Origin of the sequence: Alteribacillus sp. JSM 102045 (genome assembly GCF_041949975.1) — a bacterium.
GTDB lineage: Bacteria > Bacillota > Bacilli > Bacillales > Marinococcaceae > Alteribacillus.
Window position 1 is genome coordinate 111392 of the sequence record NZ_JBHFQG010000004.1, and the last position, 20629, is coordinate 132020.

The window sequence follows — 20629 nt, forward strand, 5'->3', positions numbered from 1 at the left end:
GGAAATATCTTTTCGTACAATTATATTTGATCCAATAAACGTTTCAACTGATTTATCCATGTTTCGACCTGGCCGTGCTCTCCTTTTCTCATGAAATAAAGCACATTGTGTAAAGAATGAGATACTACATACCAATGCATTCTTTTCTCTAAATTAGAAGTTAACGGCAAGCCGTAATGATAAAGCCAGTTTTCCCAATGCTCTCTAGGAATGTATTCATACAGCAATAGGCCGAGATCAAAAGCTGGATCAGCAACCGTTGCTCCATCCCAATCAATTAAATATAATTCATTGTTGGAGTTAATCATCCAATTATTATGGTTAATATCACAATGACAGACAACCATACGAGGTGGAGTTACTTCATGACGGTGCAGGGACAAATAGTCTACTGCATCTTGTAATAATGAATGCGTCGAACCTGATGCTGTTAATTGATTTTGTAAATCTTCAGTAATGGTAGTGGGAGTAAGCAGCTCGTTCCCTATCCTTTTAAACATATCAAGCAGTTCACTAGAAGAGTGAATTTTACTTAATAACCTGGCAACATCGGAACGGTCCATATCTTTAGAACCTAGCTCGCGCCCGTGTACCCACCTCTGAGCTGTGATTACATCACCATTTTCCAAACGCTTTGTCCATAAAAGCTTAGGAACAATCCCTTCTGCGGACAGTACTGCAAGAAAAGGAGAGGAATTGCGCTTTAAGAACAGCTTTTGTTCACCCGTTTGAGCAATGTAAGCTTCTCCAGTTGATCCTCCAGCTGGTTCAACCTTCCAATCTTCCCCTAATAGCAATTCCAATAGTTTCACCCTCGTTTTTGTAAAATGTTCAAAATAGTTCATGACGTAATCCTTTTCCGATATATTGCCGCAACAGTTTTCCCGGATGTATATAGATTGCGGTTTTGATCTGTTATTAGAAAAACCCGGCTTCTCACCTTTTAAAGGACACCGCCTAAAGAAAACTCGCTGATGGACTTGCCTGATAGGTGATGGCAAAGGCTTAGTTGCACTTATACTATCTTCCGATTAATATTGTCCATTAGATAGTATAAAATCGCTTCGTGCTGTGGCAATGGCGGTAATAGTAGATCCTGTACGTTGAAGAAATCCGTAGTTTTACTTACACTGTTAACCAATAAAACTTTATACTTTCCTAACAGTGTAAAAAACAGGTGCGCTGGCGCATATTATAACGTAGAACTAAGCAGAGCCTGACAAAAGCGACTCTGCTTTATTTATATACAATCATGGCACTAATTGGCCGGATCTTCATCCGATTAGAGTGAATCGCTTTTAATGGTATCAAAGAAGCTCTTTCATCGTCAACGATGAGTTGAAAGCTTCCATCATCCGGCAAATGAACTTCCTGGGCTTGTCTTGATGCATTTAACATAACGTACAGATCATTTGCCTCCTCTTCTTTCTGTTTACGAAGTTTAAAAGCTAATATACCTTGCGGCGTAGGGATATGTTCAAAATGTTCATTTATTTCGTCTGGTGTCTGAAGGCGCAATGCTCCAAACCTTTTTCGAATTTGTATTAACCCTTTCACATATTGAACATTGGAGTGAAACAGCTGTCTTCTCTCCCAATCTATTTGATTAATCCATACAGGAGCGTTATAGCTGTTTTCTACTCCAAATTTTGTTCTGAAAAATTCCTGGCCTGCATGTAAAAACGGGATGCCCTGTGCCGTAAAAACCATAACAGTCGCCAATCTGTGCATCTTCATACGCTCTTGCTCTGTGCATTCCGTATCGACAGATAACTGGTCCCAAAGTGTATAGTTATCATGACATTCTACATAATTGATAGATTGGGACGCTTCAAGAAACATCCCCTCTTTTTGTTTGCCAGGCCACTCTACTGATCCTCTCATGTAATAGGCGAGGTCAATTATATATTGGTGTCCTTGAATAAAACCATTATGTTTATAAGGCTGCCCTTTTACCGCATCTCTAAATTGATCATTAAAAAAACCTATATTACTACCTAATTGATGAGCCTGTTCTATTGTAGCTTTCTGGTCCTCCTGAAGCGGTGTCGCCATGTTCCAGCCTTCTCCATATAGTAAAAGGGATGGATTCATTTGAAAAAGGATAGAAGCTGCTTTTTTTATTGTATGAATATCGTGAATTCCCATTAAATCAAAACGGAAACCATCTATTTTGTAATAGTGAATCCAATGCTTCAAACAATCTATGATATATTTACGCATCATTTTTCTTTCTGAAGCGGTGTCGTTTCCTACTCCAGTGCCGTCAGAAGGTAGATCATTTTCTCCATAGCGAAAGTAATAACCTGGTACAAGCTTTTCTAATGAAGAGTTTTCTCTAATATAAAAATGATTAAAAACAACATCCATAATAACCCTGAAGCCTTCACGGTGCAGCGTTTGTATTAAGCTTTGAAATTCTAGTATCCTTGCCTCTGGGTTATATTTATCATTCACATAGCTTCCTTCAGGGACAAAATGGTGGACAGGGTCATACCCCCAGTTGTAGGAAGGTGCATCCTTTGTTTCATCCACACTGCCAAAATCCTGGATAGGCAGGAGCTGGATGTGAGTAACTCCCAGTTCTTTTAAATAGGCGATTGTTGTCGAATAACCTTCATAGGTTTTTCCATTTGTCTCTACCCATCCTAAATATTTGCCTTTATTTTTTACACCGCTGTATAAATGAGCAGTAAAATCCCGCACATGCGCTTCATAGATAATTGCATCTGTTTTTCTAGCCATAGGAGGAGGATAGACTTGCTCATCGTCTTTAGCATTCAACTTTTCCCAGTCTAATACCACGGACTGCTCCCCATTAAGTGTAGAAGACAAAGCATATGGATCTGCTGTTTCCTGCCAAAAGCCGTTAACATAAGCCCTGTACGTATAACGAAGGCCATGCTGAGAACCGGTTATTTGTAACCGCCATACTCCTCTTTCCGAACGTTTCATTGGATAAGATTTTTTCGCGTGGGTTTTGTCTGGTTCATAAATCATCAGCATAACTTCTTCTGCAGTTGGCGCCCAAACTGCAAAATTAGTTTCGGCCTTTGTAGAAACGGCTCCTAGATCGTCTCCGTCATAAGCATATAATTCGTCAAATTGAGATGTCCGAACAGCCTTTCCTGATAATAAATGAGCGCGCTGCTTGTTTGGACCTTTCACTTCATATCGCTTCCCAGCCACAAATGGATGTTGTACTCGAAAAGTTAATAATCCATCAGTAAAAGCAGGAACTCCTTGAAGATCTGTTTCTTTACCATTTTCAACTCTTACAATTTTCCAGTTATTCAATGGAGGAGTGAGAGGTCCTTTTACTTTTGCTGTATATAAATCTTCCATCCATGCTATCAAGGGATCATTTACTAATTTAGGTTCCATCTGCCGCCTCCAATTTAAAATATTATGCATTAATATCTTTTTTTTCTCATGAAGGAGTGATATAGTAATTTCGTTATCCTCTAGTCATTGAGGTATTTTTATGCTTTCACATTCATGTAAACCATGCCGGTTAAACGTGTTTAACATAGTGCAATTTAAATATTGAAACAAGTGATGAAATCGGAGGAATTATCGATGAAACGAACAAAAAATGTAAACCGCGCAAGATTGCTTATCTCTTGTTCAGACCAACCTGGGATTGTTGCTGCCGTATCTGAGTTTTTGCATAGAAAAGGAGCTAATATTGTTCAATCCGACCAGTACAGTACAGACCCAGAAGGCGGCATGTTCTTTATGAGAATAGAATTTGATCTTCCTTCTTTTGAAGAAGAATTCTCTTCCGTTGAAGAAGAATTTCATACAATCGCTGATCGTTTTGATATCACCTGGAGATTAGAAAGTGAAAGAAAAACTAAAAAAATGGCCATATTTGTGTCTAAGGAAGACCATTGTTTACTAGAACTTCTTTGGCGCTGGCGCTCTGGTGAATTGGACGTTGACATCCCCATCGTTATCAGCAATCATGAAGATTTAAGAGATATCGTTGAAAGTTATGGTATTACTTTTCATTATATTCCAGTCACGAAGGAAACAAAACAAGAAGCAGAAACAGATGCAAAATCTATAATGAAAGATTATCAGGTAGATTTCATTGTGCTTGCTCGCTATATGCAAATTCTTTCTCCGGAGTTTGTTAAATCATTTGAACACCGTATTATAAATATTCACCATTCCTTCTTACCAGCTTTTATCGGGGCTAATCCGTATAAAAAAGCCTTTGATCGAGGCGTAAAATTAATCGGCGCCACCGCCCACTATGTTACCAATGATCTTGATGAAGGTCCGATTATTGAACAGGAAGTGCTTCGCGTTAACCACCGTTATGATACCGGAGAATTAAAAATAGCAGGTCGTAATGTAGAAAAAATTGCTTTAGCTAGAGCCGTAGATTGGCATATTAATGATAAAGTCCTCGTTTACGAAAACAAAACTATTGTATTTAATTAAGAAAATCAGCCCTGCAATACCAGCTTTTGTGCAGGGCTAATTTTCGATGTTTTCATTTTCATCAAATAGATCTTTACGCCGGAAAGAAGTTGTTAAGGTGTGCTGAAGTAGTAATTCTGCCATTTCCAGCTGAATTTTCTTTAATGGAGAAGGATGTCTTTTCATTTTTTCAAGCCATCCTTCGTGATTTCTTTTATCTATCATCTTTACTTTCATTCCTGCTGCTCGATGATCGATTATAGCATTCGGAGTTAAAACGATCTTCTGCAAGTTCATGCTTATTTTTTTATCTTGAATAATATCTTGAACGATGCCGATCATCCGATTTAATGAAATCACTGGACTCACTCTTCTTTTTCGAATTCCATCCACATATTCATTCCAGAATCTTCCGGAAGAGGTTTCAAAAACGCTCGTTTGTTTCCCATCTATCGTGGTAATAAAGTAAACGTCAGTAGGGCTTAGTAAAATAATATCCATTTCCACCCTGGCAGTCCCAATTAAAAAAACTGGATTATACAGAACCATGTAGTTATCTGGAAATTCGCGCAAAAAATAGCGAAGGTTCCGGTCGTATTTATATTTAGGATTCAACCCGGATTCATCGAAGAGAGATGAACTTGCCCAGCGAAGCTGAGCTTGAAATAAATCCTCATAAAATATATCTTTTAACTTTTCTACTGTTTTTCCTTTATAAAAATTAGCAGCGTCATCTTGCTCTTCTAATAATTCATCTAATACTCGTTTTCTACCTGAGAAATTTTTCAGGCGATCGAGAGCAAAAGAGAAAAAACCGTTGTTCACCTCTTCAAACCAATCATCCAATTTATCTGTGTCTTCTTTTGCTGTTTTCCGATTCACTCTTATCCATTCTCTTCTCATATACTGCCAGCGATCTTTTTTTAACCGTGTAAATTGACTTGGGTAGCGCTGGATGTCGTGTTGGTATCTTGACGTGTAATCTTCCACTTTTAATAAATGGGCCACTTTTTCACCCCTTTCCGTTATAAGTTTACTAGAAGAGAAGGAGAGCAAGCACCGGAATGATAATAGAGACTATAATGGCACTCAATGTCATAGCCACTGAGCTGGCAGCTCCCTCTTTTTCACTGTTTTCAAGTGCTTTAGCTGTTCCAATTGCGTGAGACGCATTTCCTATTCCTATACCCTTTGCAAGAACATGATTAATCCTGAACCATTTGAAAAGATAAGGTGCCACCACAACTCCCCCAATACCCGCAACCATTACAAATACGGCCGCAAGCGGAGGAGGCCCTCCTATGGATGCTGCCACTTCCATTGCTACAGGAGTAGTAACAGATTTAGGAAGCACGGATGCGATAAACTCTTGTTCCACACCTGCCAGCCGTGATAAATAATAGCCGGATAAAACTCCGGTGAATGCGCCAATTGTCACACTAATAATAAGGGGTAAAAAATAAGTTTTTAACATTTCTCTTTGTTTATATAATGGATAAGCAAGTGCTACTACAGCAGGTCCCAGCAGGTGCTCTATCCATTGACCGCCAAGCATGTAAGTTTCATAAGAAATTCCTGTTCCTAATAATACAGCAATAATGACAATAGTGCCTGTTACAATTGGAAGAGTTATGGGGTGAGAAAAACGCTGGTAAAATTTCCTTGCTCCAATATACACCCCTACGGTACCAGCTGCCCCCAATATAGCAGCTATCCAGTCAATCATGCTGTTCCCTCCTCCTTGCAAAAAACTGAGCTGTTAATCCTGAAACTGCCATAACGAATAAAGTGCTGATAAATGCTATTGCAATCAGCCACAAACCTGACCCGGAAAATAATTCTAAGTAAACAATGGTTCCTGCAGTTACCGGCAAAAATAAAAGAGGCATATGAGAGAGCACTAAACTTGTTCCCATTGCTATCCATTTCGGTTTAATAAGCTTTGTATAAAAAAACATAAGCAATAAAAGCATACCTATAATACTTCCAGGTATGACCAGCTCAAACCACTCTTGAATCCACACTCCTGCATAATAAAAAAGATAAAGTATTCCAATGTGCATTACCATGCGTACGACATCCATTATTACGTTTCTCCTTCTCCTTCAGAAAACAAAAGAAAACTTCTCTTTTATTTATCGGCTTTTAATGGAAATGTTTCCACTGTTTCGTATTTCGGTTCACGGTCCAGATGCGTTCTGTATATCACAAACTTTTCAACGGTCCAAAAAACAGTATCAATCGGCGATAACGGTATTGACTTTTGAAATGATTCTTTCCCCACCCATTTTCTAGCAACAGTGATATGCGGCTTGTATGGCCTTTTATCCGCAGAAAAACCAATTTCTTCGCATCGATTAGAAATGGATGTTTGCAAATGGTACAATGCTGAAGAGCCCTCTGCGCCCATCCAAAAAATTCTTGGCTGAGCAGGTTTTCCAAACCATCCGGATTGAGTTAACTGCATGAAAAAACTTTGCTTTGATAACGATATCCTCTTCATCTTCTCTGATAATTTTTTAAGCTCGTCATTATTTGAAGCTCCTAAGAAAAAGAGCGTTATATGAAAATCTTGAGGATGAACCCATTTTTTAAAAGAAAGCTTGTCCATCGTTTTTTTCTTCCAGTCGTTAATGTGGTCTTTTACCTCAGGTGGCAGAGGTATAGCTATAAAATAATGGGGATTTGTAGTCACTCTGATTCCTTCCTTTTTTTCAATTGTTAATTTATCTTTCAGCTATTCCTATCATAGTTTAACGAATAATGTACAGACCGGCTAAAATTGGAATCTATATAATTCTAACTAATGTTATGGGATTTATAAAGTTAGGTATGTTAATATTAATTTTAAAAGTGTTTATTATGAGGATGCAGATAAAGGAAGTGACCGTGAATGCATGTAGTTAATAACATGTCAGACCTTGTAGGACAAACTCCATTAGTAAAATTAAACCGTCTTCCTGACCCAAAAGGCGCAGCTGTTTATTTAAAATTAGAATTTCAAAACCCAAGCGGCAGTGTGAAAGATAGAGCTGCCAAAAATATGATAGTACAAGCAGAAAAACAAGGTCAGCTGAAACCAAATTCTGTCATTATAGAGCCAACATCCGGAAATACAGGGATTGGATTAGCTATGAATTCTTCTGCTAGAGGCTATCGTTCCATCTTGGTGATGCCGGATACAATGTCCCAGGAAAGAATTAACTTACTTAAAGCGTATGGAGCAGAAGTAGAGCTAACTCCTGGAGATAAAAAAATGCCCGGAGCCATTGAACGGGCTCATGAGCTGGTAAAAGAAATTCCCAACAGTTTTATGCCGATGCAATTTGAAAACGAAGCAAACCCGGACGCTCACCGCCATACGACAGCTTTAGAAATTAAAGAAGCTATGGATGAAATCGGTAAGCCGCTTGGTGCGTTTGTAGCTGCCTCAGGAACAGGCGGTACCATTACCGGAACAGGAGAAGAGCTCAAAAAATATTATCCAGGTCTTCCCGTATTTGTAGTAGAACCATTCGGCTCCCCCGTGCTGTCAGGCGGTAAACCAGGACCCCACAAACTTGTTGGTACAAGTCCTGGTTTTATTCCTCCAGTTTTAAACCAGGAGGTTTACAATAAAATTTATAAAATAAAAGATGAAGACGCTTATTCTGCCACACGCGGTCTTGCCAGAGAGGAAGGGGTTTTGGTCGGACCTTCATCTGGAGCAGCTTGCTTTGCCGCAATGGAAACCGCTAAAAAGATGTCGCCTGAAGAAACAGTCGTAGCTATTGCATGTGATACGGGAGAACGCTATTTATCAACCGACCTTTTTGATTTTGTAAATAAAAGCAAGTAACAGAAGATTCTAATGAAGCTGCCTTAAAAACCAAGGCAGCTTTTTTCAGGGTGTTAGACCAGTTCTACATCCTCTATCTCACATTCAAAAGCTGTAAACCTTTTTACAAAAATTTGATCTTGTTTACATACTAATAAAATAAATTAAAATAAATTGTCCTTTCTTCTTACGAATACAGCTCTAAAACCGCTTTCTTTCAGTATAACAGAGCAGCTCATAGTTACCATTATTGTAAAATATATATTAAAATTATCCCGTTTTTCCTTATCTTTACTCCTATTCAATATCCTGTGCTTTGCGAATTGTTCGAAATTATTGTACAATACTCATTAATAAATGGGGCCATTGATAAGGTGAAATTTATTATTGCTTGTATCATTTCCACTCTGGCTTAATCATACTATTAAACACAGTACCATTCCATGTAACGTTATAAATTGATTGCTGAATCGTAGACCTGTCAATGTTACATCATGCAGTTCACACTGATTTATGCCCCGGGAAGCATAGCTTCTACTGTGCTTTCCTATCAATTAATGCTAAGGAGTGGTTTTTTGAGGCCTTCAACCGACCGAATGATCACCCGTGTAAAATCCATTTACCTTTATATTAAAGAGAAAGGAACGGTGACAACAAAGGAATTGGTTGACGAATTCGGAATCACCCAGCGTACGATTCAGCGAGATCTGAACGTCCTGGAATATAATCACCTCGTGCATAGCCCGTCAAGGGGGAAATGGACAGCAACCCGGAAAAAAGTAAAAGCATCTTAGTTAGAATAGCAGCAACAAACTAAACCGTCTCTTCAAGAGGGACGGTTTAGTTTTTCGTATAAGCTTCTTGAAGCAGCTCCTCCACTTCCTTCTCTGACATATCACGGTATTCACCAGGCTCTAGTGTTTCATCGAGTGTAAGATTTCCAATAGAAATCCTTCTTAAAAACAGAACTCTCTTCCCTACAGCTTCAAACATTCTTTTTACCTGATGATATTTCCCTTCTGTAATAGTTAAATAAATTTCCGTAGCAGAATGCTCTTTTATTTGGAGATCAGCAGGTTTCGTTTGGTACCCGTCATCAAGCACAATTCCTTTAGAGAAAGATACTATATCTTCTTCTGTTACAGCTTGGTCAATGATTGCTTCATATGTTTTCGCAGCTCCTTTTTTCGGGGAAGTCAATGCATGAGCAAACTTTCCATCATTTGTAAGAAGAAGCAGTCCTTCTGTATCTTTATCGAGCCGTCCAACGGGAAAAGGTTCACGTACCGCATCGTCAAATTCTAAAATATCCAGCACCGTTTTATGTATATCATCCACGGTAGCTGAAATTACACCCTGAGGTTTATTCATTAACAGATAAATAAATTCCTTGTATTCAATAACTTCTCCCAAAACAATAATTTCCTGTGAATCTGGATCTACCTGAGCTGCTCCGCTTTTCAATTTTTGTCGATCGACTTCTACCGCTCCTTGCTTTAAGAGCTTTTTTACTTCTTTTCGGCTTCCATACCCTGTATTGGCCAATAGTTTATCTACTCTCATTTACTTTCGTCCCCTTTTAACCCTTCCATTTTGTCTAACACCTGTCTTGCAAACGCTCCATGTCTTCCTTCTAAATGAGCATGAAGAACACCTGCAGGAATTTGAGAGATAACGGCTTCTCGTATAGGTTTAGAAACTCCCTCCTTTTCTAAACGCTCAGCTAATTCAATCGCCAGTTTAATGGTTTCTTCTACGGCTTTCTTATTTGCTTTTTTTACCATATCTTCCGTACCGTTTACCACTGTAAACGCATCACCCAGCCACCTGTCTAAAGAAGCACTTTCATTTTTAAACTCACCCGGTACCACAAACGTGCCTCCCCTTTTTTCTCTTACAGCCTGTTTTGCATGTCCTGCAAACTTAGCTGGAATAATGTAATGACGCGGTGCTGTTTTTTTCAGGTCATCAGCTTTGAGGTTTGTTGAGGTATGAAAAATAACCGTGTCATCTGGAAACAAACTTTCAAATTGTTTTAAAAATGAAAAGCAGGCTTCGGGCGGTAACGCAAGAAATACAGTCGTAAATGTATGGAAGCGATGAGACGAAGTATATTGGAGTCGTTTATCTTTCATAGCATCTTTCTGAACTTTTTCAGCTGTGCGATTAAAAATATAAAAGTTCTTCTGTTCTTTATTTAAAGCAATAATCATTTGAACCAGCTTTCCATAACCTGCTAGTAACATGTTACGTTACCCCTTTCAAACTCAAGGTTCAAAGCTTTGAAAAAACGCTGTCCAAAGGGGACAACGTTTTTAAGCAGCTTCAGTTGATATCTGTCTTCTCTTTTCTATTTTGTTTACTCTCGATATGTTTGCCAGAATTCCTATAGCTGCAAGAGATACCAAGAGCGAGGACCCTCCATAGCTAACGAAAGGAAATGGCAAGCCGGTAATAGGAAGCAGTCCGGTAGCCGCTCCAGCGTTAACTAAAGCCTGACTGACTAATTGAAACACAAGACCAAATGCAAGCAATGTTCCAAACGTATGTTTACTGCGTGAACCAATCAGTAAGCCGCGCCAGGCAATTATCGTCAAACAAACCAGTACAAATCCAATTCCAAAAAAACCCAGCTCTTCAGAGATGACAGCCAAAATAAAATCTGTATGCGGCTCCGGCAGAAAGTGCATTTTCTGGACGCTTTGCCCAAGACCAGCCCCTGTGAGACCTCCGTGAGCAATAGCAACATATGCCTGAATCAGCTGGTAACCTCCGCTTGCCGCCTCTGCCATTTCAAATGGATCCTGAAATGCAGTTAATCTCTGAATACGATATGGTTCACTTATAGCAAAAAAACTAATAACAGAAACAGACAGACTCATAAGGACTGCGAGGTGCCTCATTTTCGCACCTGAGAGAAAAACAATAATTCCTGCCGTCATAAGGATAGCCGCAGCGGTTCCAAGGTCGGGCTGAAGCATAATTAATGAAAAAATGAAAGTAATGACGACAAGAGGCGGGATTACTCCTCTTATAAATTTATTAATATAAGCTTGTTTTTGCGAATAAACTTGAGCTAAATAAATAATAACTGCCAGTTTTACAAACTCTGCAGGTTGTATACTAAAAGGGCCAAAGGCAATCCAGCTTTTTGCTCCATTCACTTCCCTGCCCACTATAATTACTAATAAGAGAATGATAATGGAACCAAGAATGAAAATTGGAGAAAGCTTTTTTAAAAAAGAATAACGGAAGTGCATAAAGAATAATAGCAAAACAAGCCCGGCCCCCAACCATATTAGCTGTCTAACAAAAAAATAGGAAGGGTTCTCATATAAATCAATGGCAAGAGGAAAGCTTGCACTGTAAATCATAATAACTCCAAACAGGCTTAAAGCGATTGCTGCTCCAATCAACCACCAATCGTAATCTTTATATCGTTTCATAGTTCCTCCCGGCGGTAAGCCGATTTTTCTTCTTAATATAAAAAAAGGAATAAATTTCTGATTTCTGATATGGTTGTTATATTATACCACCTCGTCCCCCTTGAAAAAAGAGCATATTGGTGTGATTATGAATTAGGTTTTTTCAGTATAGAAAATCTTTCACCGAGTACTATGCCGGCAAGACCGCTTTTAACACTAATTATGAAATATAAACCAGCTCCGGTAATAACGCTGAATAACTCCACTAAAAACGCGTTTCTCCAAGACTGAAGCGGAAACATAGTTAATGCCCCTTCTTTCACCACAATAATAGCCGCCGCCATACACAACGTTATAAACAAAATGAGTAAAGTGTGTTTAAGGAGCTTTCCGTAATGAAACTCTGCAAATTTGCCAATGGCCCATATATTAAAAGCAGTCGCTGCTCCAAAACCCGCTATGGTACTAAAACTGCCGCCAACAGGGCCCAATATATACAGAAAAGTATAAGCTGTTAATCCTTTAATCGTTAAACCTATTACTAATGAAAATACAGCATAGCGCTGCCGGTTGATTCCTTGCAATATAGCAGCAGTCACAGAAAATAGGGAAAACAAAACTGCTGCAGGAGCATAATACCGAAGTAGATATCCTCCTATATTTACATCCTCAAATCCAAACAATACGGAAAAAGTAGGGTATGCAAGGATGAATAAACCTGCTGCTGCAGGGATAGAAAGAAATAGAATCACTTGGAAAGTTTGAGTGACCTGTTGTTGTAATAACGACTTATCTTGATTCGTAAACGAGTTCGTTATCGTTGGAATTAATGTGACTGACATCGCCGTAGCTATAGCTACCGGGATGAGTATTAGTTTATGTGCCGATCCTGCAAACGCACCATAAGCAGTTTCTGCTTCCCCCTGGGAATACTCCCCCGTGGCCATTAGTGCATTGTTAAAAGTAAACAGATCAACCATTTGAAAAAGCGGGATGGCCAATCCAACAAACGAAAGAGGCAGCGCATAAGAAATCAGCTCTTTATACATGGAAGACAAGGGGATATCATAATCCGCAGTACTTTGTTCAACTTCCTTTTGAATAAAGGATTTGCGTTTTTTCCAATAAAACAGCAGCACCACTAAGGCTCCAAGTCCTCCAATAAATGCTCCGAAGGTTGCAAAGCCAATAGCAGTTCCCAGTTCTCCTTCCCATATGTATAAGATCGTAAAAGCCATTGATAAAATAAAAATAATACGAACAATTTGTTCGACCACTTGAGATACTGCAGTAGGACCCATAGACTGAAACCCTTGAAAATAGCCGCGGAAAACCGACATTGCTGGAATCAAAAGCAACGCTACGCTCACCATCCTAATGGTAAATACTACATCAGCTATAGAGTTTCCATTTAAGTCATCAGGCTTGGAAATGATCCATCCTGCGATCACAGGGGCAAGAAAAAATAATAATAAAAACGCGATAAATCCAGTGATGGTCATAAAAAAGAGACCGGAACGAAACAAACGCTGTCCTGTCCTGTAATCACCTAACGCATTATATTTTGATACAAATTTAGACACTGCCATTGGCACTCCTAATGTTGCCAAACTCAATAATATTGTATACGGCTGATAACCGTATTGATATAATGCTAAGCCCTGCTGTCCAACCATTGCGACAAAAGGAAATACATATATCATCCCAAGAAATTTGGATAGAAACGTTGCAATCGATAATATCATGGTACCCCGTAAAAACTTTGATTCAGACATACCTTCATCTCCAATAATCATAACGTCATTCACCATTGAGTGAACTGCTTTCTAAGAAATTTTACCATACTCTCAGGATATATTCTTCCTATGAGAATGCAGGAGCTGTCCTATAAGTCAGTTCTCGGCAAACACAACTGGAATATACTCGCTTTCACCCTTAGGGCACAAGTGCGACATCTACTCCAACTCTCTTTGCTCGTTCTCGTAGTGTCTTCTTTGCCGCGGGAGACGGCTCAGCCTCCTCGTGAGCAAAAACCGCCCACTGCGGGGTCTTCACACTGCCCTTTTTCCCACTGGAGTCTCGCATATTCCAGTTGCTAGATGACTAAATAACCTTTTGAGACAGCCCCTGTTTTCGGTTTAATAGGTATAGAAAATCCATTTAAGCATCATTTACTCCTTTTATATACATGGTGCGGCGCCTTGGGCCGTCAAACTCACAAAAGTAAATACCTTGCCATGTTCCAAGGACGGGCTTTCCTTTTTCAATAATTATCGTTTGCTGAGTTCCTACCGTACTCGCCTTTAAATGAGAAGCAGAATTACCCTCAGCATGTTTATATTTTGGGTGTTCCCAAGGATACACTTCATCAAGTTTCATTAACATATCATGCTTTACATCCGGATCTGCATTTTCATTCACTGTTATGCCTGCTGTGGTGTGAGGACAATACACTACTGCTATTCCATGTTTCATCCCTTCTTCTTTAATAAAAGCTTTAACTTCTCTTGTTACATCAATCATTTCATCTCTTTTATTCGTATCAATCGTCAGTTTTTTTAGCATCTTCCTTCTCCTCCTTCGTTTTCGCGTATTGGAAAGTTTGATATGATAATTTAAGTTTATCATGCATGATAATGTTTCGTTTTCCCTTTAAAGGAAAACATAAATCATAATGATCGAAAAGATCAATACGTAAGGCAGGGAATGAATGATGAAATATAATGTGATTATAGTGGGCGGCGGACCAGCCGGACTTATGGCGTCTGTTGCTGCTGCCCGGCATGGTGCAAGTGTACTCATTGTCGATAAAGGAAAAAAACTTGGCAGAAAACTTGCTATTTCAGGAGGCGGCCGCTGCAACGTTACCAACCGGATGGACCAAAAAGAACTAATTGCTCACATCCCAGGGAACGGAAAATTTATGTACAGTCCCTTTTCTGTTTTTAATAATGAAGATATTATTGCTTTTTTTGAAAATTTGGGGATTGCTCTTAAAGAAGAGGATATGGGCAGAATGTTTCCAGTTAATGACAAGGCTGTCACTGTCGTGCGAACCCTCTTAAATAAAATGGAAGAGCTTGGTGTGGAATCATGCCTAAATACTAAAGTAACTTCTCTTATGTTTGAAAACGATAAAGCAGCAGGGATAGAGTTAGACAATAACGAGAAAATAAAAGCAGATGCTGTAATTATTGCTACCGGCGGGATGTCCGTTCCCCATACAGGCAGTACCGGAGATGGTTACCCGTGGGCTGAAGCTGCAGGTCATACCATTACTGAGCTCTATCCAACAGAAGTACCAATTACTTCTGCTGAACCGTTTATAAAAAATAAACGCCTGCAGGGACTTTCACTTTCCGATGCCGCTTTAAGTGTGTATAACCCGAAAGGAAAAAAAATAATAACACACAGAGGCGGAATGGTGTTTACCCACTTTGGGATTTCTGGCCCTATCGTGCTCAGGTGCAGTCAATTTGTGGTTAAGGCATTAAAAAAATACAAAACAAAAACAGTAACAATGGGCCTTCACCTATACCCAGACACAAACCAAGAAGCTTTCTTTCAACAATTAGTAAAATATAAAAATCACGACGGCGTTAAAGCAAGTAAAAATGCATTAAAAGATATTGCTGCCGAACGGCTTCTTCAATTTCTTTTAGAAAAAGCTAAAATTAATCCCTCCACTCCGCTTCAAGAGATTTCTAATGAACGCCTTCGTAAATTAGCAGCTCTATTTACTGACTTTCATTTTGAAGTAAATGGCACGTTGTCGATTGAAGACGCTTTTGTTACAGGGGGCGGTGTGTCCATTAAGGAAATTCATCCAAAAAGAATGGAATCAAAATTCAAAGAAGGTTTGTATTTTTGCGGAGAAATCTTAGATATTCATGCCTACACAGGCGGTTTTAATATAACTTGCGCATTTTCCACCGGTTATACGGCAGGAAAATCAGCAGCAGAAACTGCTGGGATAAAACAATAACTTTCTCCACAAACTTGTGGATAATTCGGCACGCAACTATGTAGCGAACAAACCGCTTTTTATTAGAGTTTTAAAACGGTTACTTTATTGCAGTGGAAAACATTATGGTTTATTCACAAATTTATACACATGGATAATAGTTATCCACAGGTTTACCCACAAATACACACGTTCGTATCTCAAGCATGCATTAAATAGCATACAAAATACAAAAGGGCTGTCTCATAAGTCCATTTTTACCGACTTGAGACAGCCCCATTTGCTTTAATTCGCCACTATATTAACAAGTTTTCCAGGTACAGCTATTACTTTTCGAATGGTTTTTCCTTCTATTTCTTCTTGAACTTTAGAGTTTTCCTTAGCAACAGCCTCCATCTGCTCTTTATCGGCGTCTTTAGGAATGACTGCTTTGGCGCGAACTTTCCCGTTCACTTGAAGCACAATTTCTACTTCATCTTCTACCAGCATGTTTTCATCGTAAAGAGGCCAAGCTTCATATACAATAGTCTCCTTGTGGCCAAGCAGCTCCCAGATTTCTTCTGCTAAATGAGGAGCCACAGGAGACAGCAATTTCACGAAGCCTTCCATATATTCGCGAGGAAGATTATCCTGCTTGTACGCTTCATTTACAAAAACCATCAACTGGCTGATCCCTGTATTAAAACGAAGATTTGTAAAGTCATCCGTTACACGTTGTACGGTTTGGTGGTAAGTGCGGGCAAAATCTTTGTTTCCATCTGTGTCGGTAATCGATGCTGTCAGCTGATCACCTTCTGTAAATAAACGCCATACTCTGTCTAAGAATCGGCGAGCACCGTCCAAACCGTTTTCTGACCATGCGACCGATGCATCAAGAGGTCCCATGAACATTTCATAGAGACGCAGTGTATCCGCTCCATGAGATTCCAAAATATCATCAGGATTTACTACATTCCCTTTGGATTTGCTCATTTTCTCATTGTTCTCACCAAGGATCATTCCTTGATTATATAAACGCTGAAATGGCTCTTTTGTCGGAACAACACCGATGTCATACAATACTTTATGCCAGAAACGAGCATACAATAAATGCAGTACAGCATGCTCCGCTCCTCCAATATAAATATCTACCGGAAGCCAGCGTTTAAGTTTTTCTTCATCTGCTAATGCTTCCTCATTGTCAGAATCGATAAAACGCAGGTAATACCAGCAGCTTCCCGCCCATTGCGGCATGGTATTTGTTTCACGGCGCCCTTTCATACCTGTTTCTGGATCGGTGACTTCAAGCCATTCTTTTGCATTGGCAAGCGGAGATTCTCCTGTACCAGATGGTTTGAATTCATCCATTTCCGGAAGCTCTAATGGCAGTTCGTTTTCAGGAACAGCGCTCATCGTGCCATCCTCCCAATGAATAACAGGAATAGGCTCTCCCCAATAACGCTGACGGCTAAAGAGCCAATCGCGGAGGCGGTAGGTAATCTGCTTTTTACCTTTCCCCTCTTTTTCTAACCTTTCAATCATTTTGCTAATAGCTTCCTCTGTGTAAAGGCCATTTAAAAATTCTGAGTTTACATGCGGCCCATCCTCTGTGTATGCTTCTTCCTCCAGATTTCCGCCTTCTACTACTTCCACAATTGGAAGCTCAAATTGTTTCGCAAATTCGTAGTCACGTTCATCATGACCTGGTACCGCCATAATTGCGCCGCTGCCGTAACTTACTAATACATAGTCTGCAATCCAGATTGGAAGTTTTTCACCGTTTACCGGATTTACAGCATAAGCACCAGTGAAAACACCTGTCTTTTCTTTTTGAAGCTCCGTCCGCTCCAGATCACTCTTTGTACCAACTTCTTTTTTGTATGCTTCCACCTCATTTTTTTGTTCAGAAGTAGTGATTTTATCAACCAATTCATGCTCCGGAGCAAAAACGCAGTACGTAGCACCAAATAATGTATCCGGACGCGTTGTAAATACCGTAAAAGTTTCGTCTGTACCTTCAATTCCAAAGTGTACCTCCGCGCCTTCTGAACGACCGATCCAATTCCGCTGCATATCCTTTACACTTTCAGGCCAGTCCAACTCTTCCAGGTCTTCGAGCAAACGATCTGCATACTCGGTAATTTTCAGCATCCATTGTTTCATCGGACGGCGTTCTACAGGATGTCCCCCCCGCTCACTTACTCCGTCAATCACTTCTTCATTGGCGAGTACTGTGCCAAGGGCTGGACACCAGTTTACGGCTACTTCATCCATATAAGCCAGACCTTTTTTGTAGAGCTGCAGAAAGATCCACTGAGTCCATTTATAGTATTTGGGATCAGTTGTATTAATCTCACGGTCCCAATCATAAGAGAATCCGAGCGACTTGATTTGTCTTTTAAATGTTTCAATATTTGCCTGGGTGAATTCCCGAGGGTGTTTTCCTGTATCAAGCGCAAACTGTTCTGCAGGTAAACCAAAAGCATCCCATCCCATTGGATGGAGCACATTATAACCCTGCATGCGCTTCATACGTGATAGTATATCCGTTGCCGTATAACCTTCTGGATGACCTACGTGAAGCCCTGCTCCTGAGGGATACGGAAACATATCGAGAGCGTAAAAATCTGGTCCTTCTCCCGGTTTATCAGACGTTTTAAATGTTTTATTTTCTTCCCAATATTGCTGCCACTTTTTTTCTATGTCTTTATGCGAAAACGCCATTGTACGTCAACCTCCTTCATCTTTTTAATACAATCATGAGTACATTCATTCGTGATTAGAACGAGCCTGAGAGTTATAGGCCGCCTTATACTGTTTATCGATAAAACTGGCTGCTTTCTCCAACAATGCAGAAAAACCTCCCATCCCTAGCATGCTTACTTTAGGGACGAGAGGTTATTAGTTGTAGTTCCCGCGGTACCACCCTGGTTGGCATGCTTTTAAAACAAGCATACCCGCTCTTAATATCCGTAACGCGGATGATACGTCAAAGGTTACTTTTCCTTCTCCTTTGCAACTAAAAGGGGAGTTCATGGCAGCTTTCGTCTAGCTTCCACCAACCGCTAGCTCTCTGATACCCGGCATGACCATTACTGATCCTTCTCCATGTTTTTCTTTTATTCATTTTACAATTCGCGGTCGTCTGTCAATACTTGATATTTTATGAATTTCCTATTTTTCTGTCAAGACTTTCATTAATAAAAACAGTGTAATCCAAATTATTAAAAACTAAACGCTCCTGTCCTATTAAAAAAAACTATCATTCACAATTTGGGCTTTATTATTATAACATGCTAAAATACAAGGGAAGAAATGCAAAGGCCTAGTTTTAAGGAGAGATAGATAATGTTTCAGCCAAATCAAGAACCCGTGCCTCTCTCGTGGGGAGAGAAACGGTACCATACATGGAATTATCATCTTCGGGAACATTTCGGAGAAAAAATATTTAAGATACCACTAGATGCCGGATTTAACTGTCCTAACCGCGATGGAAAAGTAGCCTCTGGCGGATGTACGTTTTGTTCAGAGCGTGGATCCGGTGATTTTGCAGGTGACAGGAAAGACGACCTTGTTACTCAATTTCACACAATAAAAAATAGAATGCATAAAAAATGGAAGCAAGGAAAATATATCGGCTATTTTCAGGCTTTCAGCAACACTTATGCACCTGTAGAAGAACTTAGGGAACTTTTCGAAGTCATCCTCGAACAAGAAGATGTTGTAGGGCTGGCAATTGCAACGAGACCAGACTGCCTTCCTGATGATGTGGTGGAATACCTTGCAGAGTTAAATGAACGAACATATTTATGGGTGGAGCTGGGACTGCAAACCGTTCATGAAAGAACCGCTATGATCATCAACCGTGCTCACGATTACCAGTGCTATAAAGATGGAGTAAACAAGCTCCGAAAACATGGTATACGTGTTTGCTCACACATTATTAATGGTCTTCCGCTTGAATCAAACGAAATGATGAAAGAAACAGCAAAGGAAGTTGCCAAGCTGGACGTCCAAGGAATTAAAATTCATCTTCTGCACTTACTGAAGCGGACCCCTATGGTAAAACAATATGAAAAAGGCATGGTTGATCTCATGAACAAAGAAGATTATGTGAAACTGGTTGTTGACCAGCTTGAAATGTTTCCGCCTGAAATGATTGTCCACCGATTAACTGGGGACGGCCCTTCTGATTTAATGATCGGCCCGATGTGGAGTTTAAACAAATGGGAAGTTCTTAATGCGATTGATAACGAGTTAAAAAATAGAAACAGCTGGCAGGGCAAATACTACGAACCAGAGCCAGCAGCTGTAAAATGATCCTGCCCGGCATTCTTCCATTTGTTCGTGAGCTGATCGACCGCTGTTTAACAGAGGGAGATATTGCGGTGGACGCTACCGCTGGAAATGGCTTAGATACTCTCTATCTTGCCAAAAAAGTAGGAGATAGTGGTAAAGTCTACAGCTTTGACATTCAACTTGCAGCCATTGAAAAAACCAAGGCCCGGCTCAAAGAACATCATCTTGCACACCGGGTATCCTTAATACAAAACGGGCATGAACAAGCAGTCACATGCATTCCCAAAGAGGAGCTTACCTTACTGAAAGCAGCAGTTTTTAATCTTGGTTACCTTCCTAGCGGTGACAAATCAATTACCACTAAAGGTGAAACAACTATTCAAGCTGTTTCGCAATTACTTGAAATCATGCAGTCTGGAGCCCTTATCATTCTCGTTATATATCACGGGCATGAAGAGGGTAAGAAGGAAAAACAAAAAGTAGAGACATTTTCTGCACAGCTTGACCAAAGAGAAGTTCAGGTTCTTCGCTATGAATTTATGAATCAGGTGAACAATCCACCGTTTATTATAGCATTAGAGAAAAAATAATCTTGGTGGCCGGGGCGCGCACCCTCAGCCTTTTTTAAGCTAGTTACATGTTATCTGCATTTATCTTATTTCTTGACTTTTATACAAATTTTTCAGAAACTAACCATGTAAAGAAAAAGGAGTG

18 protein-coding genes and 1 other annotated feature are annotated in these 20629 nt (G+C 39.8%); of the genes, 6 read left to right on the forward strand and 12 right to left on the reverse strand.

The features are described from left to right. Window positions 1-20 precede the first annotated feature (20 nt). Together ACE1TI_RS04365 and pulA are read right to left on the reverse strand one after the other, a co-directional pair. Complete coding sequence (locus ACE1TI_RS04365) at window positions 21-845, reverse strand: phosphotransferase family protein (RefSeq protein WP_375006362.1); 825 nt, start codon at window positions 843-845, stop codon at window positions 21-23. A 391-nt stretch (window positions 846-1236) separates the two neighbouring features. Then, a complete protein-coding gene (gene pulA, locus ACE1TI_RS04370) occupies window positions 1237-3384 on the reverse strand; it encodes a type I pullulanase (protein ID WP_375006363.1) in 2148 nt (715 codons plus the stop codon). Between the two features lie 195 nt (window positions 3385-3579). On the opposite strand from pulA, the gene purU reads away from it, so the two are divergent. Continuing rightward, complete coding sequence (purU, locus tag ACE1TI_RS04375) at window positions 3580-4452, forward strand: formyltetrahydrofolate deformylase (protein WP_375006364.1); 873 nt, start codon at window positions 3580-3582, stop codon at window positions 4450-4452. Between the two features lie 36 nt (window positions 4453-4488). On the opposite strand, the gene ACE1TI_RS04380 is transcribed toward purU, so the two are convergent. Genes ACE1TI_RS04380 through thpR form a run of 4 tightly spaced genes read right to left on the reverse strand, consistent with a single transcriptional unit; the run spans window position 4489 to window position 7126 of the window. Then, complete coding sequence (locus ACE1TI_RS04380) at window positions 4489-5439, reverse strand: nuclease-related domain-containing protein (RefSeq protein ID WP_375006365.1); 951 nt, start codon at window positions 5437-5439, stop codon at window positions 4489-4491. Between the two features lie 28 nt (window positions 5440-5467). Continuing rightward, the gene (locus tag ACE1TI_RS04385; protein WP_375006366.1) at window positions 5468-6157 is read right to left on the reverse strand and encodes an LrgB family protein; all 690 of its coding nucleotides are present in this window, start codon (window positions 6155-6157) and stop codon (window positions 5468-5470) included. Next, window positions 6150-6515, reverse strand: coding sequence for a CidA/LrgA family protein (locus ACE1TI_RS04390; RefSeq protein WP_375006367.1), 366 nt, complete (start codon window positions 6513-6515; stop codon window positions 6150-6152). The genes ACE1TI_RS04385 and ACE1TI_RS04390 overlap by 8 nt, the downstream gene beginning before the upstream one ends. Window positions 6516-6562: 47 nt before the next feature. Next, window positions 6563-7126 carry an RNA 2',3'-cyclic phosphodiesterase gene (gene thpR, locus ACE1TI_RS04395; RefSeq protein ID WP_375006368.1) on the reverse strand — a complete coding sequence of 188 codons (564 nt, stop codon included), beginning with the start codon at window positions 7124-7126 and terminating at the stop codon, window positions 6563-6565. Between the two features lie 198 nt (window positions 7127-7324). Between thpR and cysK the strand changes: the two genes are divergently transcribed. Then, window positions 7325-8269 carry a cysteine synthase A gene (gene cysK, locus ACE1TI_RS04400; protein ID WP_375006369.1) on the forward strand — a complete coding sequence of 315 codons (945 nt, stop codon included), beginning with the start codon at window positions 7325-7327 and terminating at the stop codon, window positions 8267-8269. A gap of 554 nt (window positions 8270-8823) precedes the next feature. Then, window positions 8824-9042, forward strand: coding sequence for a DeoR family transcriptional regulator (locus ACE1TI_RS04405; RefSeq protein ID WP_375006370.1), 219 nt, complete (start codon window positions 8824-8826; stop codon window positions 9040-9042). A 46-nt stretch (window positions 9043-9088) separates the two neighbouring features. Here ACE1TI_RS04405 and ACE1TI_RS04410 read toward each other — a convergent pair whose 3' ends face one another. From ACE1TI_RS04410 to ACE1TI_RS04430, 5 genes are all read right to left on the reverse strand, one after another. Continuing rightward, window positions 9089-9811: a pseudouridine synthase gene (locus ACE1TI_RS04410; protein ID WP_375006371.1), complete on the reverse strand. Its 723-nt coding sequence runs from the start codon at window positions 9809-9811 to the stop codon at window positions 9089-9091. After that, window positions 9808-10494, reverse strand: coding sequence for a hypothetical protein (locus ACE1TI_RS04415; RefSeq protein ID WP_375006372.1), 687 nt, complete (start codon window positions 10492-10494; stop codon window positions 9808-9810). The genes ACE1TI_RS04410 and ACE1TI_RS04415 overlap by 4 nt, the downstream gene beginning before the upstream one ends. Before the next feature lie 69 nt (window positions 10495-10563). After that, on the reverse strand, window positions 10564-11694 hold the full coding sequence (gene ftsW, locus ACE1TI_RS04420; RefSeq protein ID WP_375006373.1) for a putative lipid II flippase FtsW: 1131 nt from the start codon (window positions 11692-11694) through the stop codon (window positions 10564-10566). A gap of 125 nt (window positions 11695-11819) precedes the next feature. Beyond that, window positions 11820-13484, reverse strand: a complete 1665-nt coding sequence (locus ACE1TI_RS04425) for a putative polysaccharide biosynthesis protein (protein WP_375006374.1) — start codon at window positions 13482-13484, stop codon at window positions 11820-11822. Window positions 13485-13833: 349 nt separating this feature from the next. Next, window positions 13834-14238: a secondary thiamine-phosphate synthase enzyme YjbQ gene (locus ACE1TI_RS04430; RefSeq protein ID WP_375006375.1), complete on the reverse strand. Its 405-nt coding sequence runs from the start codon at window positions 14236-14238 to the stop codon at window positions 13834-13836. Window positions 14239-14386: 148 nt separating this feature from the next. Between ACE1TI_RS04430 and ACE1TI_RS04435 the strand changes: the two genes are divergently transcribed. Then, window positions 14387-15658, forward strand: coding sequence for a BaiN/RdsA family NAD(P)/FAD-dependent oxidoreductase (locus ACE1TI_RS04435; protein ID WP_375006459.1), 1272 nt, complete (start codon window positions 14387-14389; stop codon window positions 15656-15658). Window positions 15659-15922: 264 nt separating this feature from the next. Here ACE1TI_RS04435 and leuS read toward each other — a convergent pair whose 3' ends face one another. Then, the gene (gene leuS / locus ACE1TI_RS04440) at window positions 15923-18340 is read right to left on the reverse strand and encodes a leucine--tRNA ligase (protein WP_375006376.1); all 2418 of its coding nucleotides are present in this window, start codon (window positions 18338-18340) and stop codon (window positions 15923-15925) included. 159 nt (window positions 18341-18499) lie between these two features. After that, window positions 18500-18734, reverse strand: a binding site (T-box leader). 230 nt (window positions 18735-18964) lie between these two features. Here leuS and mnmL point away from each other — a divergent pair. Both mnmL and mnmM read left to right on the forward strand, forming a co-directional pair. Further along, window positions 18965-19936: a tRNA modification radical SAM protein MnmL/YtqA gene (gene mnmL / locus ACE1TI_RS04445; protein ID WP_375006377.1), complete on the forward strand. Its 972-nt coding sequence runs from the start codon at window positions 18965-18967 to the stop codon at window positions 19934-19936. Further along, complete coding sequence (gene mnmM / locus ACE1TI_RS04450) at window positions 19933-20505, forward strand: tRNA 5-(aminomethyl)-2-thiouridylate-methyltransferase MnmM (RefSeq protein WP_375006378.1); 573 nt, start codon at window positions 19933-19935, stop codon at window positions 20503-20505. Before mnmL ends, mnmM begins: the two co-directional genes overlap by 4 nt. The last annotated feature ends 124 nt before the right edge of the window (window positions 20506-20629 follow it).

Excerpts from the sequence above, each read along its gene's own strand:
- ACE1TI_RS04410 (WP_375006371.1), bottom strand. The coding sequence starts at position 9,811 with ATGAGAGTAGATAAACTATTGGCCAATACAGGGTATGGAAGCCGAAAA.
- leuS (WP_375006376.1), bottom strand. The coding sequence starts at position 18,340 with ATGGCGTTTTCGCATAAAGACATAGAAAAAAAGTGGCAGCAATATTGG.
- ACE1TI_RS04385 (WP_375006366.1), bottom strand. The coding sequence starts at position 6,157 with ATGATTGACTGGATAGCTGCTATATTGGGGGCAGCTGGTACCGTAGGG.
- ftsW (WP_375006373.1), bottom strand. The coding sequence starts at position 11,694 with ATGAAACGATATAAAGATTACGATTGGTGGTTGATTGGAGCAGCAATC.
- ACE1TI_RS04390 (WP_375006367.1), bottom strand. The coding sequence starts at position 6,515 with ATGGATGTCGTACGCATGGTAATGCACATTGGAATACTTTATCTTTTT.
- pulA (WP_375006363.1), bottom strand. The coding sequence starts at position 3,384 with ATGGAACCTAAATTAGTAAATGATCCCTTGATAGCATGGATGGAAGAT.
- cysK (WP_375006369.1), top strand. The coding sequence starts at position 7,325 with ATGCATGTAGTTAATAACATGTCAGACCTTGTAGGACAAACTCCATTA.
- ACE1TI_RS04365 (WP_375006362.1), bottom strand. The coding sequence starts at position 845 with ATGAACTATTTTGAACATTTTACAAAAACGAGGGTGAAACTATTGGAA.
- ACE1TI_RS04425 (WP_375006374.1), bottom strand. The coding sequence starts at position 13,484 with ATGGTGAATGACGTTATGATTATTGGAGATGAAGGTATGTCTGAATCA.
- mnmM (WP_375006378.1), top strand. The coding sequence starts at position 19,933 with ATGATCCTGCCCGGCATTCTTCCATTTGTTCGTGAGCTGATCGACCGC.
- mnmL (WP_375006377.1), top strand. The coding sequence starts at position 18,965 with ATGTTTCAGCCAAATCAAGAACCCGTGCCTCTCTCGTGGGGAGAGAAA.
- ACE1TI_RS04435 (WP_375006459.1), top strand. The coding sequence starts at position 14,387 with ATGAAATATAATGTGATTATAGTGGGCGGCGGACCAGCCGGACTTATG.
- ACE1TI_RS04430 (WP_375006375.1), bottom strand. The coding sequence starts at position 14,238 with ATGCTAAAAAAACTGACGATTGATACGAATAAAAGAGATGAAATGATT.
- purU (WP_375006364.1), top strand. The coding sequence starts at position 3,580 with ATGAAACGAACAAAAAATGTAAACCGCGCAAGATTGCTTATCTCTTGT.
- ACE1TI_RS04415 (WP_375006372.1), bottom strand. The coding sequence starts at position 10,494 with ATGTTACTAGCAGGTTATGGAAAGCTGGTTCAAATGATTATTGCTTTA.